General features: G+C 73.3%; 14 protein-coding genes. 7 read left to right on the forward strand and 7 right to left on the reverse strand.

Annotation, left to right across the window (positions count from 1 at the left end; translation table 11 throughout):
- Positions 1-162 precede the first annotated feature (162 nt).
- The gene (locus J3473_RS14805) at positions 163-687 is read left to right on the forward strand and encodes an RNA polymerase sigma factor (protein ID WP_207024624.1); all 525 of its coding nucleotides are present in this window, start codon (positions 163-165) and stop codon (positions 685-687) included.
- The gene (locus tag J3473_RS14810; protein WP_207024626.1) at positions 680-1,492 is read left to right on the forward strand and encodes a hypothetical protein; all 813 of its coding nucleotides are present in this window, start codon (positions 680-682) and stop codon (positions 1,490-1,492) included. Before J3473_RS14805 ends, J3473_RS14810 begins: the two co-directional genes overlap by 8 nt.
- A 129-nt stretch (positions 1,493-1,621) precedes the next feature.
- On the opposite strand, the gene sucD is transcribed toward J3473_RS14810, so the two are convergent.
- From sucD to J3473_RS14825, 3 genes are all read right to left on the reverse strand, one after another.
- The gene (gene sucD, locus J3473_RS14815; RefSeq protein ID WP_030528769.1) at positions 1,622-2,515 is read right to left on the reverse strand and encodes a succinate--CoA ligase subunit alpha; all 894 of its coding nucleotides are present in this window, start codon (positions 2,513-2,515) and stop codon (positions 1,622-1,624) included.
- A 32-nt stretch (positions 2,516-2,547) separates the two neighbouring features.
- Positions 2,548-3,726: an ADP-forming succinate--CoA ligase subunit beta gene (sucC, locus tag J3473_RS14820; protein ID WP_207024627.1), complete on the reverse strand. Its 1,179-nt coding sequence runs from the start codon at positions 3,724-3,726 to the stop codon at positions 2,548-2,550.
- Between the two features lie 212 nt (positions 3,727-3,938).
- Entirely contained in the window at positions 3,939-5,993 is a 2,055-nt protein-coding gene (locus tag J3473_RS14825; RefSeq protein WP_207024630.1) for a M4 family metallopeptidase, read from the reverse strand.
- A gap of 237 nt (positions 5,994-6,230) precedes the next feature.
- On the opposite strand from J3473_RS14825, the gene J3473_RS14830 reads away from it, so the two are divergent.
- Complete coding sequence (locus tag J3473_RS14830; protein ID WP_207024631.1) at positions 6,231-7,160, forward strand: triacylglycerol lipase; 930 nt, start codon at positions 6,231-6,233, stop codon at positions 7,158-7,160.
- A gap of 405 nt (positions 7,161-7,565) precedes the next feature.
- On the forward strand, positions 7,566-8,345 hold the full coding sequence (locus J3473_RS14835) for a M23 family metallopeptidase (RefSeq protein ID WP_207024633.1): 780 nt from the start codon (positions 7,566-7,568) through the stop codon (positions 8,343-8,345).
- A gap of 75 nt (positions 8,346-8,420) precedes the next feature.
- Here the strand turns inward: J3473_RS14835 and pcrA are convergent, their stop codons facing one another.
- From pcrA to J3473_RS14850, 3 genes are all read right to left on the reverse strand, one after another.
- Positions 8,421-10,853 (reverse strand): DNA helicase PcrA, encoded by a 2,433-nt coding sequence (gene pcrA / locus J3473_RS14840; RefSeq protein WP_207024635.1) that lies wholly within the window; start codon positions 10,851-10,853, stop codon positions 8,421-8,423.
- A 185-nt stretch (positions 10,854-11,038) separates the two neighbouring features.
- Positions 11,039-11,752, reverse strand: coding sequence for a hypothetical protein (locus J3473_RS14845; protein ID WP_207024637.1), 714 nt, complete (start codon positions 11,750-11,752; stop codon positions 11,039-11,041).
- 10 nt (positions 11,753-11,762) lie between these two features.
- Complete coding sequence (locus J3473_RS14850) at positions 11,763-12,104, reverse strand: PadR family transcriptional regulator (protein WP_030528776.1); 342 nt, start codon at positions 12,102-12,104, stop codon at positions 11,763-11,765.
- A gap of 114 nt (positions 12,105-12,218) precedes the next feature.
- On the opposite strand from J3473_RS14850, the gene ligD reads away from it, so the two are divergent.
- The 3 genes from ligD (at position 12,219) to J3473_RS14865 (ending at position 15,213) form a co-directional block, all read left to right on the forward strand.
- A complete protein-coding gene (gene ligD / locus J3473_RS14855) occupies positions 12,219-13,208 on the forward strand; it encodes a non-homologous end-joining DNA ligase (RefSeq protein WP_207024639.1) in 990 nt (329 codons plus the stop codon).
- Positions 13,205-13,651 carry an alternative ribosome rescue aminoacyl-tRNA hydrolase ArfB gene (gene arfB, locus J3473_RS14860; protein ID WP_207024784.1) on the forward strand — a complete coding sequence of 149 codons (447 nt, stop codon included), beginning with the start codon at positions 13,205-13,207 and terminating at the stop codon, positions 13,649-13,651. The genes ligD and arfB overlap by 4 nt, the downstream gene beginning before the upstream one ends.
- 74 nt (positions 13,652-13,725) lie before the next feature.
- On the forward strand, positions 13,726-15,213 hold the full coding sequence (locus tag J3473_RS14865; RefSeq protein ID WP_242525892.1) for a peptide MFS transporter: 1,488 nt from the start codon (positions 13,726-13,728) through the stop codon (positions 15,211-15,213).
- 22 nt (positions 15,214-15,235) lie between these two features.
- Here the strand turns inward: J3473_RS14865 and J3473_RS14870 are convergent, their stop codons facing one another.
- Positions 15,236-16,177, reverse strand: coding sequence for an FAD-binding oxidoreductase (locus J3473_RS14870; protein WP_207024643.1), 942 nt, complete (start codon positions 16,175-16,177; stop codon positions 15,236-15,238).
- Positions 16,178-16,221 lie beyond the last annotated feature (44 nt).

Genomic DNA, 16,221 nt, shown 5'->3' on the forward strand with positions numbered 1-16,221 from the left:
GCCGTGGTGCCGCGCCGTGCGGCGGCGGGGCCGGCCACGCAGCGGGCCGCCGAGCGCCCCGACGGCGCACCATGCCCGCCGTCCGGAGAAATCCCGGGCGGTGGGGCATCCTGCACGGGGTGCTCGTGCGTCGGGTGGGGTGAGGGCACCGGAGGGAGGGTCATGGGGGCGGACGCGGCAGCCGAGTTCGACGAGTTCTACCGCGGCACGGTGCACCGTGTCGTGCACCTCGTCTACGCCACGACCGGCGACCTCTCGCTCGCGCAGGAGTGCGCGCAGGAGGCCTACGCCCGGGCCTGGACGCAGTGGCGCTCGGTCTCGGCGATGCGCGACCCGCTCGCGTGGGTGCGGACCGTCGCGCGGCGCCTCGCTGTCAGCCAGTGGCGGCACCACCGCGCCCGCGACCGTGCCTACGCCCGCCACGGTGCGGCGTCGGCCGTGCCGGCCCCCACGCCGGACCGGGTCGCGGTGCTCGAGGCCCTCGGGCGGCTCTCGGAGCCGGTCCGCGAGGCGCTCGCCCTGCACTACCTCGCCGACCTCAGCGTCGAGCAGGTGGCCGACGAGACCGGGTCACCGGTCGGCACCGTCAAGGCGCGGCTGCGCCGGGGTCGCCACCAGCTCGGCGCCCTCCTCTCTCCCGAGGACGGCGGCGCCCTCCCCGACCCGCAGGAGGTCGACCGTGGATGACCTGACCGTGTTCGACGCCGACGACGAGGCCGACGACGCCGCCCGCAGGGCCCTGCTGCTCCTCGGTGAGGACGTCGACGCGCTCGTCCTCGCCGACCCGGCCGACCTGCGGCACACCGCAGGACGGAGCCAACGCCGTCTCCTCGGGGTCGCCGGCGTCGCTGCCGCGGTCGTCCTCGTCGCGCTCGTCGGCGTCATCGGCCTCCTCGGGCGCGACGACCCGGACCGCGTGCCCGCCGGCCCCTCGGCCACGACCCCGGTCGCCACCGGCACCCCGCCCGCCTCGCCCGACACCTCCGACGGCACCCCGGACGCCGCCGGGTCGCGCAGCACCGACGTCATCGGCGACGACGGCTCGCTCGGGCCGTTCCGCACCGGCATGGACCGTGCGATGGTGCAGGAGGCCATCGTGTCCGCGGGCCTCGAGGGCACGGTCCGCATCGCTGCGCGCGAGGTGGGCGGCGGCATCGTCGACCGCGTGCTGCTGCAACCTGGCGCGGGCACCGGGGTCGGTGACGGTGACGTCATCGGCACCTTCGACCGCGAGACCGACCGGCTCTCGGCCCTCGTGGCGCCGGCGACCGCACGCATCCACGGCCTCGGCGTCGGCTCGCCGGTCGGCGCGTTCGAGGACGAGTTCCCCGGCCGGGTCCACCTCGACGAGTCCTCGAGCGTCTACCTGCTCGACCTCGAGGGCGGGGTCCGGCTCCAGCTCGGCCGCCCGTCGGCCTACCTCGACCGCAGCGCCGTCGCCGCGCTCGTCGTCATCCCGCCGATGGCGCCGACCTTCCCGTACTTCGACTGACGCTGCTCCCCCGCCTCGACCCATCCCTCGAGAGAACAGGACACGCCGCCGGCGCACGGGCGCGGGCGGCGTGTCCTGTTCGCTCGACGGGGTGGGGGCACCCCGAGCGGGCGGTCGGTCGCGGTGGCGTCAGCCGGCGAGCGACTCCATGATGTCGCGCATCAGCTGGGCGGTCTCGGACGGCGTCTTGCCGACCTTGACACCGGCGGCCTCGAGGGCCTCCTTCTTCGCCTGCGCCGTGCCGGACGAGCCGGACACGATGGCGCCGGCGTGGCCCATCGTCTTGCCCTCGGGGGCGGTGAAGCCCGCGACGTAGCCGACGACCGGCTTGGTCACGTGGTCCTTGATGTACGCCGCCGCGCGCTCCTCGGCGTCACCGCCGATCTCGCCGATCATGACGATCGCGTCGGTCTCGGGGTCGTTCTCGAACGCCTCGAGGCAGTCGATGTGCGTCGTCCCGATGACCGGGTCACCGCCGATGCCGACCGCGGACGAGAAGCCGAAGTCCCGCAGCTCGTACATCATCTGGTAGGTCAGCGTGCCCGACTTCGAGACCAGGCCGATGCGGCCGCCGCCCGAGATGTCGGCCGGGATGATGCCGGCGTTGGAGGCGCCGGGGCTGATCAGGCCCGGGCAGTTCGGACCGATGATCCGGGTGCCGCCCTTCTGCGCGGCGTAGTTGTAGAACTCCGCGGTGTCCTTGACGGCGACGCCCTCGGTGATGACGACGAGCAGCGGGATGCCCGCGTCGATCGCCTCGACGGCGGCGGCCTTGGTGAAGGCGGCGGGGACGAACGCGACGCTGACGTCGGCGCCCGTCTTCTCCATCGCCTCGGCGACGGTGCCGAACACGGGGACGGAGACGCCGTCCTCGAACTCGACGTCGGTGCCCGCCTTGCGGGGGTTGACGCCGCCGACGATGGCGGTGCCGGAGCGCAGCATCCGCTGCGTGTGCTTCATGCCCTCGGAGCCGGTCATGCCCTGGACGATGACCTTGGAGTCCGCGGTGAGGAAGATGGCCATGGGTGTCTGTTCTCTCTTCTCGCTCGCTCGGGTCAGTTCTGGGAGGCCAGCTCGGCGGCCTTGCGGGCGGCGCCGTCCATCGTCTCCTCGATGAGGACGAGCGGGTGGGCACGCTCGGCGAGGATGCGGCGGCCCTCCTCGACGTTGTTGCCGTCGAGCCGGACGACGAGCGGCTTGGTGGCCTCGTCACCGAGGGCGTCGAGCGCGCCGACGATGCCGTTGGCGACCGCGTCGCACGAGGTGATGCCGCCGAAGACGTTGACGAACACCGACTTCACCTGCTCGTCGCCGAGGATGATGTGCAGCCCGTTGGCCATCACCTCGGCCGAGGCGCCGCCGCCGATGTCGAGGAAGTTGGCCGGCTTCTGGCCGCCGAACTCCTCACCGGCGTAGGCGACGACGTCGAGGGTGCTCATGACGAGCCCGGCGCCGTTGCCGATGATGCCGACCGAGCCGTCGAGCTTGACGTAGTTGAGGCCCTTCTCCTTGGCCGCGGCCTCGAGCGGGTCGGCGGCGGCGAAGTCCTCGAGGGCCTCGTGGTGGGGGTGGCGGAAGTCGGCGTTGGCGTCGAGCGAGACCTTGCCGTCGAGGGCGACGATGTCGCCGTCCTCGGTCCTCACGAGCGGGTTGACCTCGACGAGGGTGGCGTCCTCCTCGCGGTAGACCGTCCAGAGGGTCTTGAGGACCGGCTCGATCTTCGCGGCGACCTCGCCCTCGAAGCCGGCGGCCTCGACGATCTCGCGGGCCTTGGCGTCGTCGATGCCGGTGTTGGGGTCGACGGCGATCCGCGCGAGGGCCTCGGGGCGCTCGACGGCGAGCTGCTCGATCTCCATCCCGCCCTCCTTGCTGCACATCGCGAGGTAGGTGCGGTTCGCGCGGTCGAGCAGGATGGAGAAGTAGTACTCCTCGGCGATCCGGGCACCCTGCGCGATCATCACGCGGTGCACGGTGTGGCCCTTGATGTCCATCCCGAGGATGGCGCTCGCGTGCTCCTGCGCCTCGTCGGCGCTCTTGGCGACCTTGACGCCGCCGGCCTTGCCGCGCCCGCCGGTCTTCACCTGGGCCTTGACGACGGTGACGCCGCCGCTCGCGGTGCCGATGCGCTCGGCCGCCTCCCTCGCCTCCTCGGGCGTGGTGGCGACGGCCCCGGCGAGCACGGGGACACCGTGCTTCTCGAACATGTCACGGGCCTGGTACTCGAAGAGGTCCACGAGGCGATCCGTCCTCACTGTCGGCGAAAGTGGTCCGCAGGGCAGCGTATCCGCGCCACGTCGCAGGGCCGAACCCGAGGCGTCCGATGGGGGGAATCTCACGCCGACCGGGCCGTCGACGCGGCGACCGGCGCCCGTCCCGGCGCGCCGGAGGACGCCGCAGGGGCGGCCCGGCCGGTGGCCGGACCGCCCCTGGGAGGGCGTCGAGGGCGTCAGCCCACGGACACCGCGGTGTCGTCGACGACGAAAGAGGTCTGCAGCGAGGAGTCCTCGGTGGCGGTGAACTTCACCGTCACGGCCTTGCCCTTGTAGGGCAGCAGGTTGAAGGACTTCTGCACGTACGAGCTGTTCTTGTTCGCGTTGGAGTACGTCGCGAGCGTCGTCGTCGTGCCGCCGACCACGACCTGGGCCTTCATCGTGTCGTAGGCGGTCGACGTGGTCTCGGCCGTGTCGATGCGGACCCAGAACGAGAGGGTCGCAGCCGTCGCGGTCGAGGGGATGGTCACCGTCTGCTGCTCGGTCTCGGTGCCGGTGGTGCCGTTGCCGCCGAGCCACAGCTTCCAGCTGCCGGTGCGCGCCGGGCGGCCGGTGTTGTTCGTGATCGGGCCGGCCGTGCCGGTCCACACCGTGGCGCCGGACTCGAAGCCCGCGTTCTGGAGCAGGTTGCCGCTGGTGGGCGGCGGGGTGGTCGTGCCACCGCAGCTCTGCGCGCCGGCCGGGACCGAGATGGCCGAGAAGGCGCTCTCGACCGCGGTGCAGACCGCGGCGTTGCTCGGGAAGAGCTCCTTGGCGGAGGCGATGGCGCCCTCGCGGGCCGCGGCGTAGTTGCTCGTCGAGGTCAGCTTGGTCGCGAGGGTGCGGTACCAGACCTTCTCGATGTTCGAGCGGCCCGCGCCGGTGACGGTCGAACCGTTGCAGGTCGGGCTGTTGTACGAGACGCCGTTGACCGTCTTCGCGCCGCTGCCCTCGGAGGCGAGGAAGAACCAGTGGTTGAGCGGGCCCGAGGAGTAGTGCGGGTCGAGGTTCTTCGTGCCGGTGGTCCAGCAGTCCTGGCTCGCGCCGTCCTTGCTCGGCTTGTCCATGTAGCGCAGCGGGGTGCCGTTGCCGTTGATGTTGATCTTCTCGCCGATGAGGTAGTCGCCCGGGTCGGCGGAGGAGCCCGCGTAGAACTCGACGGCGGTGCCGAAGATGTCCGAGGTCGCCTCGTTGAGGCCGCCCGCGTCGCCCGTGTAGGCCAGGCCCGCGGTGTTCTCGGTGACGCCGTGGCTCATCTCGTGCGCGGCGACGTCGATGCTCGTCAGCGGGTGGGTGTTGCCCGTGCCGTCGCCGTAGGTCATCTGGGTGCCGTCCCAGAACGCGTTGACGTAGGCGTTGCCGTAGTGGACGCGGCTGCGGGCGCCCCGGCCGTCGTTCCAGATGCCGGCCCGGCCGAGGACGTTGTTGTAGTAGTCGTAGGTCTTCTCGGCGCCGTACTCGGCGTCGACGGCCGCGGTCTGGCGGTTGGAGGCCGTGCCGTCGCCCCAGACGTTGTCGGCGTCGGTGAACTGCGTGCCGGCCGCGGTCGAGCTCGTCGAGCCGTTGAGGTCGGTCGTGTAGTTGCCGTGGCTGTCCTTGAGCAGCCACGAGGAGCCGCTCTGCGTCGTGTTGAGCGTCACCGTGCCCGAGTACATCGAGTTGCCGGTGCCGTTGACGATCTCGTCCCAGCTCGAGACGACCGCGCCGGTGCTCGCGTCGACGATCGTGTGCAGGCGGCTCGGGGTCTGGTCGGCCTTGACCCCCGTGGTGACGACGTCGTACGCCAGGCGGGGGCTGCCCGAGCCCGCCCAGACCACGAGCTCGCCCTGGCTCTTCTCGCCCGAGGCCTTCGAGCGCTCGGCGCCCGTCGCGACCGCGGCGGTCTTGCCGAGCTTCGGGGTCGTCGAGGGGGCGGCGACGGACTTGCGGCCGGCGTTGTAGCGGACCTCCTCGAGGGCGCCCTTGGCGCTCTTCTCGACGACGAGGTCGCCGCCGACGACGCGCAGGCCGTTCCAGGTGCGGTCGTAGCGGGTGTGCGTCGTCCCGTCCTTGTCGGTGATGACGGACCGGGGGACGAGCTTCTCGGCCGCGGCCAGCCCGAGGGCGGCGTGGTCGGAGCCCGCGGCGACCGCGGAGGGGGAGGAGGCCGGGGTGCCGGCGGAGGGGGCGCCGACGGCGCTGGCGGAGGTGGTGCCGGCGACGATCGTCGCGAGGGCGGCGCCGAGGGCCAGGCCGGTGGTGAGTCGTCTCACGGTCGGAGATCTCCTTGGGGAGGGGGGTGCACCCGTGTTCGGGCACGGGTGGAAACATCCAACTCGGATGCCGTGCAGGACAAGGCATCTTGCGAAAGATTGACCGTCCTGCCGGAACTCTTTACCGGTCTGCGGGGGGACCTTGACCTATCCCGTGGGCCGCCTGTGAGTCCCGCTCGCCCACCGGTCGACGGCCGGCTTCCCCCGTGGTAGCGCCGCGCCTACAGTGAGGCCGCGATGACGAGCCTCCAGCGGCTGCGCGGCGCCCCCACCCCGGACGCCGCACCCTCCGCCCCGAGGGGCGACTCGCCGTGCCGTGCGCTCGTCGGCGGGGTGCGGGCCCTCGGTGACCCGGCCGTGCTGGCCGGCGCCGCGGTGGAGGCGGTCTGGCTCGGGGCGCACCTGACGACCTGGCCGCTCGGGCTGGTGGGCTCCGGCCGCTCCGGTGCCGGTCCCGCCTACCGCGTCGAGCACCTTCCCCCGGTGCAGCGCGGGATGCTCGTGGCCGACGTCGAGGCCGCGGGGACCCCGATCCTGCTCGTGCACGGCATCGTCAGCAACCGCTCGGTCTTCACGGTGCTGCGCCGCGGCCTGACCCGCCGGGGCTTCTCGAACGTCTTCGCGATGAACTACTCGACGGTCGCGACGGACGTCCGCACCGCGGCCCTGCGCCTGGCCGACGAGGTGGAGTCGGTCTGCGAGCAGACGGGGTTCGAGCGCATCCACGTCATCGGGCACAGCCTCGGCGGGCTCATCGCCCGCTACTACGTGACGCGGCTCGGCGGCGACGCGCGGGTGCACACGCTCGTCACCCTCGGGACCCCGCACGAGGGGACGTGGGCCGCCTACGCCCTGCCGACCCGGCTGCTGCGCCAGATGCGTCCCGGCAGCGGGCTGATGCGCGAGCTCGCGCGGCCCGTGCGGGGCTGCCGCACCCGCTTCCTCGTGTACTGGTCCGACACGGATGCCGTCATCGTGCCGCAGCGCTCGGCGGCGCTGCGCCATCCGGACCTCGCGACCCGGTCGGTCCGGCTGCACGGCGCCGGGCACCTCACCCTGCCGATGCTCGGCGAGGTCGTCCACGGCATCTCGACCGCGCTGACCCAGCTCGACGCCGACGGCAGCACGGTGCGCCGCGGCGTCGTCCCCCTCTCCCGCCGCGGCTGACCCCGCACGTGCGGGGTTGTCGCTGTCCGAACCGGGCGGCGGGCTCGAAATGCCCGCACGTGCGCGGTTACTGCTGTCCGGACCGCCCTCGGGGCACGAAAAGCCCGCACGTGCGGGGTCATCGCTGTCCGGACCGTCCTCGGAGCGCGGAAAGCCCGCACGTGCGGAGTCGTCACGATCGTGGGGCCCGCAGCACGTGATGCCCGGCTCCTGAGACGGCTCACAGGCGTGCCCGGCGTCACGCGCGGCACCGTTTTCGCAGGTCAGCGGGCTGCGCACCGACATCGATGTCAGCCGGCCGGAGCGGTCGTCCACACCCCCGCCTTTGTGTCACGGAATGGTCACGGTACGGTGTACCGGCCCCGCCAGGCCCCTGCCGTCGACACCCCCGAGGTCCCCCCCGTCGTGAGTTCCCGGTCGTACACCGGGCGCCACTACGCCGGACGCCACCGCGTCCAGCGCCGCGCCCGCACCCCCCGCGCCCTCAGCCCGGGGTTCGTCCTCCCGACCGTCGCCGCGGCCGGCCTCGTCGTCACCGCGACCGGCGCGAGCATGGCCGAGTCGGCCACCGCCCAGCCGTTCGAGCTGACCAGCTCGCAGAGCGCGATGGTCCGCACCCAGCAGGCCGCCGACGTCGAGACGGGCGCCGAGCTGGCCAACCGCCGGCAGGACGCGAGCATCCAGTCCGCCGCCCTCCAGGGCCGGACGGAGGCCAAGGTGCGGGCCGCCCGCGCCGCCGAGCGCCGCGCCGCGCAGGTCGCCAAGGCCAAGGCCGAGGCCGAGAAGCAGGCCAAGAAGTGGGTCCGCCCGATCGGCGTCTGGAACATCACCTCCGGCTACGGCTGGCGCTGGGGCAAGAACCACGACGGCATCGACCTCGGCGCACCGACCGGCACCCCCCTCTCGGCGATGTCCAAGGGCACCGTCATCGGCGCCGGCTGGCACGACAGCTTCGGCTACAAGGTCGAGATCAAGTACTGGGACGGCAGCATCTCCTGGTACGGCCACATGAGCCGCATCGACGTCACCGAGGGCCAGGAGGTCATGCCCGGTGACCGCGTGGGCCTCGTCGGCAACACCGGCCACTCCTTCGGCTCGCACCTGCACCTCGAGTTCCAGCGGACGACCGCGAGCGACACCCCGCTCGACCCGGTGCCCTGGCTCAAGGACCACGGCCTCTGGTGACCTCGGTGCCGCCACGGCGGCACCCTCGACGATCGACGACCCCGGCGCATCCCGCCGGGGTCGTGGCGTCCCCGGCTAGAGCTTCTCGAGCGGGGCGAAGCGCAGGACGAACCGCTTGACACCGAGCTCGCCGCCGAAGTCGACCTCGGCCTGCGTCTTGTCGCCCTCGCCGAGCGTGCGCACGACCGAGCCGAGCCCGTAGGTGTCGTGGGTGACCTTGTCGCCGGGCGCGAGCTGGATGACCGGCCGGTTGCCGGGCGAGCGCACCCCGGGCCGGGCCGCGAGGGTCGCGACGGCCGGCCGCTGGTCGCGACGACCGACCGCCGCCGCCCCGGACAGCTCGCGCTCCCACTCGAGCAGCTCGGCCGGGATCTCGTCGAGGAAGCGCGAAGGCGGGTTGTACTGCGGTGAGCCCCAAGCGGATCGGACCGCGGCGCGCGACAGGTGCAGCCGCTCGCGGGCACGGGTGATGCCGACGTACGCGAGGCGGCGCTCCTCCTCGAGCTCCTTGGCGTCGCCGAGGCTGCGCAGGTGCGGGAAGGTGCCGTCCTCCATGCCGGTGAGGAACACGACGGGGAACTCGAGCCCCTTGGCCGTGTGCAGCGTCATGAGGGTGACGACGCCCTGCTCCTCGGCCTCGGCGCTGTCGGGGATCTCGTCGGCGTCGGCGACGAGCGAGACCCGCTCGAGGAAGTCCTCGAGGCTGATGACCTCGCCGGTCTCGCGGCGCGCGTCGTCGAACTCGCGGGCGACGGCGACGAGCTCGGCGAGGTTCTCGACGCGCGTCTCGTCCTGCGGGTCGCGGCTGTCGCGCAGCTCGGTGAGGTACCCCGTGCGGTCGAGGATCGCCTCGAGCAGGTCGGCGACCCCGGTCTCCTCGTCGTCGCGGACGCGCCCGAGGTCCTCGAGGATCTGGGTGAAGCCGCGGATGGCGGCGACCGACCGCGTCGCGATGCCCGGCGCGTCCTCGGGCCGCCCGAGGGCCGCGACGAACGGGATGCGCTCGCGCTCGGCGAGCGCGGCGACGCAGGCCTCGGCGCGGTCGCCGATGCCGCGCTTGGGGACGTTGATGACCCGCCGGAGGTTGACGGTGTCGGTGGGGTTGGACAGCACCCGCAGGTAGGCCAGCGCGTCCTTGACCTCGCGGCGCTCGTAGAACCGGGTGCCGCCGACCACCTTGTAGGGCAGCCCGACCCGCACGAACACCTCCTCGAGCGCGCGGCTCTGCGCGTTGGTGCGGTAGAAGACGGCGACGTCGCCGGGGCGGGCCTCGTGCGCGTCGGTCAGCCGGTCGATGGTGCGCGCGACGAACGAGGCCTCGTCGTGCTCGTTGTCGGCGACGTACCCGATGATCCGGGCGCCGTCGCCGCTGTCGGTCCAGAGGTTCTTCGGCCGCCGGCCCTCGTTGCGCGCGATGACGGCGTTGGCCGCCCGCAGGATGGTCTGGGTCGAGCGGTAGTTCTGCTCGAGGAGGATGGTCCGCGCCTGCGGGTAGTCCTCCTCGAACTCCTCGATGTTGCGGATCGTCGCGCCGCGGAAGGCGTAGATCGACTGGTCGGCGTCTCCGACGACGACGAGCTCGCTCGGCTCGACGCCGTGCTCGGTGCGGGTCTCCTCCGAGCCGACGAGCTCCTTGACCAGCTGGTACTGGGCGTGGTTGGTGTCCTGGTACTCGTCGACCATGACGTGCCGGAAGCGGCGCCGGTAGTGCTCGGCGACGTCGGGGAAGGCCTGGAACATGTGGACCGTCGTCATGATGAGGTCGTCGAAGTCCATCGCGTTGGCCTGCCGCAGCCGCCGCTGGTACTCGGTGTAGGCCTCGGCGAGGACCTGCTCCTGGTGCGTGCCCTCCTGCGCGACCCGGCTCGCGAAGGTCTCCTCGTCGACGAGCTCGTTCTTGAGGTTGGACACCTGGTGCCCGAAGGCCCGCGGGTTGTAGCGCTTGGGGTCGAGGTCCATGTCGCGCAGGACCATCGCCATGAGCCGCTGGCTGTCGGCGGCGTCGTAGATGGAGAACTGCGAGCGCATCCCGACCTTGTCGGCCTCACGGCGCAGGATGCGGACGCACGCGCTGTGGAAGGTCATGACCCACATCGCCTTGGCGCGCGGGCCGACGAGGTCGGCGACCCGCTCGCGCATCTCGGCGGCGGCCTTGTTCGTGAAGGTGATGGCGAGGACCTGGCCCGGCTGCACGCCGCGGTCGGCGAGCAGGTGCGCGATGCGGTGGGTCAGCACCCGGGTCTTGCCCGAGCCCGCGCCGGCGACGATGAGCAGCGGCGGACCCTCGTGGAGCACGGCCTCGCGCTGCTGCGGGTTGAGCCCCTCGAGCAGGGCCGCGGCGTCGAGGCGGCGGCCCGGACCGCCGTCGGGACCCCGGCCCTCGGCGGCCGCCTCGGCCCACGTCGGCACCCCGGCGGCGTTGACGAGGGCCGCCTGGGCGCTCGCGTGGGTCGCGGGGTCGGCAGGGTGGGTCTGGCCGAAGTCGAGGCCGTCGAAGAGGGTGCTCATCTCGGGGTCCACCCTACGTCGCGGCACCGACGGCCCGGACATGGCGGACCCCCGGAGCGCTCGACCGGTGCAGGGGTTCCGATCGGGGCGACCCGGGGGTCTTGGCACCACGGTAGAGCCGACGCGAGCACGCCGTCTAGGGTTTGTCCAAGCAAATTTCCCCAGGGTGGAACAGCCCGGTCCGGTCAGAACCGCCGGCGGTTTCCCGTGCCCGCGAGGAGGGAGCGCACGCGGGCCCACCACGACCGGTGGTCGGCCGGCGAGCGCGGCATCGTCTGGGCCCCCGGCGAGGGCAGCACCAACGAGAGCGCCATCCCGCCGAGCCCCACCGCGAGCAGCACCCGGCGCGGGACCGAGAAGAGGGTCCGGCCGTCGCCGTCGGGTCCCAGGACCCGCTGCACGACGACGAGCACGAGGACGGCCAGCGCGGCCCAGGTGAGCACGGCGACCACGGCGTCGAGCGGGGACCGGCCCCTCCCCACCCGGCGGCCGGCCCGCCGCTCGAGCCACAGCCCGACCGTCCACGGGTAGACCCCGCCCACGACCGCCGCGCCGGCCACCGCCGCCACGAGGAACGGGGTGACCGGGACCGCGCCGGCCCACGGAGCAGGCGAGGTGAACGCCGTGAAGACCAGCCAGAACCCGGGGAAGGCCACCGCGGTGGCGGCCATCAGCCCGAGCACCCGGAGGGCCCCGGGCGGGCGGGCCCACTGCGCGGCGTAGTCGGTGGGCTGGCCGAACGCCTCGACCGGGTCCTCACCGGTGGCCTCGACGTGGGCCAGCACGTCCTGGACGACGACACGCACCCGCGCCTCCGGCAGGCCGGCCAGCCGCAGCTGGCTCGCGAGCACCCGGCAGTACTCGAGCACGTCGACACGCATCCCGTCGACCGGTCGCATCCCCTCCACGTCAGACCTCCAGCGCTCTCGTCATCCGGTCGGCGAAGGACGACCACCCGTCACGGCCCTCGGCGAGGACCTGTCGTCCCGCCGGGGTCAGCGCGAAGTAGCGGCGCGCCGGGGCCCCGTCGGCCACCGTCCACTCGCTCTGCACGAGGCCGTCGTCCTCGAGCCGGCCGAGCAGCGGGTACACCGTGCCGCCGCGCAGGCCGGGCAGCCCGGCGTCGGCGAGCGAACGCAGCAGGGAGTACCCGTACGCCGACCCCTCACGGGCGAGCACGGCGAGCACCGCGAGGTCGAGGACCCCCTTGAGCCACTGGCTCTCGCGGTCCGGCCGCACCACCTCCCCCATACCGCCCAGCATCGGGGCCCTAGGTAGCGGTGTCAACTAGTCGGCGGTGCGACTGCCCGACGCGCGGTCGCGCGCTCCGGACCACCCGTCGGTGCCAGGCCCTAGCGTGGGCCCATGGCCTCGCGCAAGGGTGAGTTCGGGGAGCCCGTCGTCCTCGACGTCGACGGCTTCGACGTGCGCGTCTCCAGCCCCGAGCGGGTGTACTTCCCGATGCGCGGCGAGACCAAGCTCGACCTCGTGCAGTACTACCTGTCGGTCGGCGACGGCATCGTCAACGCGCTGCGCGAGCGGCCGTGCATGCTGCACCGCTTCCCCGACGGCGTGGCCGGCGCCAAGGTGCACCAGAAGCGGCTGCCGCGCGGCGCCCCGCCGTGGGTCGAGACCGTGCGCCTGCACTTCCCGCGCTACGGCCTCCACGCCGACGAGCTGTGCGTCACGCGGCTCGCCGACGTCGCGTGGGCCTGCCAGATGAGCACCGTCGAGTTCCACCCCTGGAACAGCCGCCGCGCCGACACGGAGCAGCCCGACGAGTGGCGCATCGACCTCGACCCGATGCCGGACGCGCCGTTCTCACGGGTCCGCCGTGCCGCCCACGTCGCCCACGAGGTCCTCGACGAGCTCGGCGCCGTCGGGTGGCCGAAGACCAGCGGCGGCCACGGTCTGCACGTCTACGTCCGCATCGCGCCCGAGCACGGCTTCACCGACGTGCGCCGGGCCGCGCTCGCCTTCGCCCGCGAGGTCGAGCGGCGCCTGCCCGACGAGGTGACGACGACGTGGTGGCGCAAGGACCGCGACCCCGCCGCCGTGTTCGTCGACTACAACCAGAACGCCCGCGACCACACCATCGCCGCGGCGTACTCGGTGCGCGGCAACGAGATCGGCACCGTGTCGGCTCCACTGCGCTGGAGCGAGGTCGACGACGCCGAGCCCGACGACTTCACCATCGCGACGATGCCGGCCCGCTTCGCCGAGCTGGGCGACCTCCACGCCGGCATCGACGACGCCGTCTTCGACATCTCGCCGCTCCTCGAGTGGGCCGAGCGCGACGAGGCCGCCGGGGCCGAGCCGCCGCCCGAGCCCGAGGACGACACCGGGAAGCCCTGATGGACCTCGTCGTCGCGCCGGGACCCGGTGTGCCGCAGGGCCTCACCGTCCCGGGCGCCGACCTCGTCGAGCGCTTCTCCCGCGCGTCCGGCCCCGGCGGGCAGGGCGTCAACACCACCGACAGCCGCGTCGAGCTCGAGCTCGACCTCGCGGTCGTCACCGGTCTGACCGACGCCCAGCGCCGCCGGCTCGAGCGCGGACTGGGGGCGCGCCTCGTCGACGGGCGGCTCGTCGTCACCGCCTCCGAGCACCGGCAGCAGCGACGCAACCGGGCCGCGGCCCGCGAGCGGATGGCCGAGCTGCTGCGCGAGGCGCTGGCCCCACCGCCACCGGCCCGGCGGGCGACCCGACCGACCCGCGGGTCCGTCGAGCGGCGGCTCGACGCCAAGCGCCGACGGGCGCTCACCAAGTCCGCGCGCGGCCGGCTGCGTCCCGACGGCTGACCTGCGCGATTCGGTCATCCGGCGGCCACGGGTTACGGTCGACGGGTTTGTCCAGAGGAAGGCACCCGATGTCCGTGACCACCCGATCCGCCGAGAGCAGCCGCAGCGACCGCGGCTTCCTGGGGCACCCGACGGGCCTCTCGACGCTGTTCTTCGTCGAGCTGTGGGAGCGCTTCAGCTACTACGGCATGCGGGCGATCCTCCTGTACTTCCTCGTCGACACCGCCGCCAACGGCGGGCTCGGCATCGACGAGGCGACCGGCACCTCGGTCGTCGCGATCTACGGCTCGGCCGTCTACCTGCTCTCGGTCCTCGGCGGCTACGCGGCCGACCGGCTCGTCGGCGCCCGGCGCTCGACGCTCTACGGCGGCGTCGTCATCATGGCCGGCCACCTGAGCCTCGCCGTGCCCGCGACCCCGACCGCGTGGCTGGGCATCGCGCTGGTCGCGCTCGGCACGGGCCTGCTCAAGCCGAACATCTCGGCGATCGTCGGGCGCCTCTACGCCGACGACGACCCCCGCCGCGACGCCGGCTTCTCGATCTTCTACATGTCGATCAACCTCGGCGCGCTGTTCTCGCCGCTCGTCGTCGCCTTCCTGCGCGACCGCTTCGGCTACCACGCCGGCTTCTCGGCCGCGGCCGTCGGGATGGGTGTCGCGCTCGTCTGGTTCGTCCTCGGCCGGCGCACCCTGCGCGGCGCGGGCGACGACGTCCCCAACCCGCTCGGCGCCACCGAACGCCGCCGGCTGCCGCTGCTCGTGCTCGGCGCGGTGGTCGCCGTCGCCCTGCTCGTCGCCCTCGCCTCGACGTGGCGCGACAGCGTGCTCCTCGCCGTCATCGACGCCATCTCGGTCCTCGCCATCGCGACGCCGGTGGCCTACTTCGTCGTGATGTTCCGCAGCCGCAAGGTCGACGACCAGGAGCGCACGCACCTCGCGGCGTACATCCCGCTGTGGGTCGGCGCGGTCGTCTTCTGGATGATCTTCGAGCAGGCCGCGGGCAAGATGGCCCTCTTCGCGCAGGAGCGCACCGTCACCTCCGTCGGTGGCGTGCAGGTCAACCCGGAATGGTTCCAGTCCGTCAACCCGCTCGCGATCATCGCCCTGGCGCCGCTCTTCGGCCTCCTGTGGGTCAGGCGCGCCGGCCGCTTCCCCTCGACCCCGATGAAGTTCACCATCGGCGTCACGCTCATCGGCGTCTCGGCGCTGGCGATGGCCTGGGCCTTCGCGAGCTACCAGGGCAACACCTCGCCGGTGTGGGTCCTCGGCGGCGTCTTCGTCCTCCAGACCGTGGCCGAGCTGTTCCTCTCCCCCGTCGGGCTGTCCGCCACGACGCGCCTCGCGCCGACCGCCTTCGCCTCGCAGGCCATGGCCCTGTGGTTCCTCGCCACCGCCGCCGGCCAGGCCGTGGCCGCGCAGCTCATCACCGCGATGAGCGGGCTGGGCGACTCGACGTACTACCTCGTCAACGCGGCGATCACCCTCGTCGTCGCGGCCGCGATGCTCGCGCTCGTGCCGTGGGTCCGCTCCCGGATGGCGAGCGCCGAGGTCACGTCCGTCTGAGGCGCACCTGCCGGGTGCGGCGTCAGCCCCGGACGAGGTCGCCCACGAGGCCGGTGACCTCCTCGGCGCAGCCCCACGACAGGGTGACGCCGGCGCCGCCGTGCCCGACGTTCGTCACGACCGGGCGCCCGCCGAGGTCGTGGGCGCGCAGGTCGACGGCGGGCGCCACCGGCCGCAGCCCCACGCGCGCGCCGAGCACCTCGGCGTCGCGCAGCGCGGGGACCGCGCGACGGCACCGCTCGACGATCTGCTCGTGCTCCTGCGGGTCGGGCTCGTCGCGGTCGCCGGCGGCGTCCGACCCGCCGCAGACCACCCAGCCGCGGTGCGGAAGCACGTAGGTCATCCCGCCGGGTGCGCCGTCGTCGACGAGCCAGCGGTCGAGCCCGGGGTTGGCGAGCAGCGCCACCTGGCCCCGCGACGGCGAGACCTCGAGGCCCGGGAGCAGGGCGGGTGCACGCAGACCGGCCGCGAGGACGACGACGTCGCCCGGTTGGTCGTCGAGGTCCTCGACGCGGCCGTCGACGAGCTCGACCCCCGCGGCCACGCAGGCGCGCTCGAGCCAGTCGAGGTACACGACCATCGCGACGAGCGGGACCCGGGCGACGACGCCGGAGGGCGCGCCCTCGGGCAGCTCGTCGGGCGTCGCGTCGCGCCATCCGGTGAGCCCCTCGGTCCACCAGCGGTCGGGGCCGCCACGCTCGACGAGCAGGCCCTCGCGCAGGGCCACCCCGGTGCCGGGGTCGGCTGCGAGCGACGTGAAGTGCCGCAGCGACGTCAGCCCCCAGCCGACGACCCGGTCGCGCGGCTCGACGTGGTACGGGAACCACAGGCCGCCGGCGACCGCCGAGACGGTGCCGGGCGACGGGACGTCCCGCACGCACCGCGCCTCGTGCCCGGCGCGCGCCAGCAGCAGGGCGGACGTCAGGCCCACGACGCCACCACCGACCACGGTCACGGCTGCCACGCATCCATCGTCCCCCGTCCCGCGGCCGTTCGCTGGCAGGACGC

This window comes from Phycicoccus sp. DTK01 (genome assembly GCF_017312765.1).
Taxonomy (GTDB): Bacteria; Actinomycetota; Actinomycetes; order Actinomycetales; family Dermatophilaceae; genus Phycicoccus; species Phycicoccus jejuensis.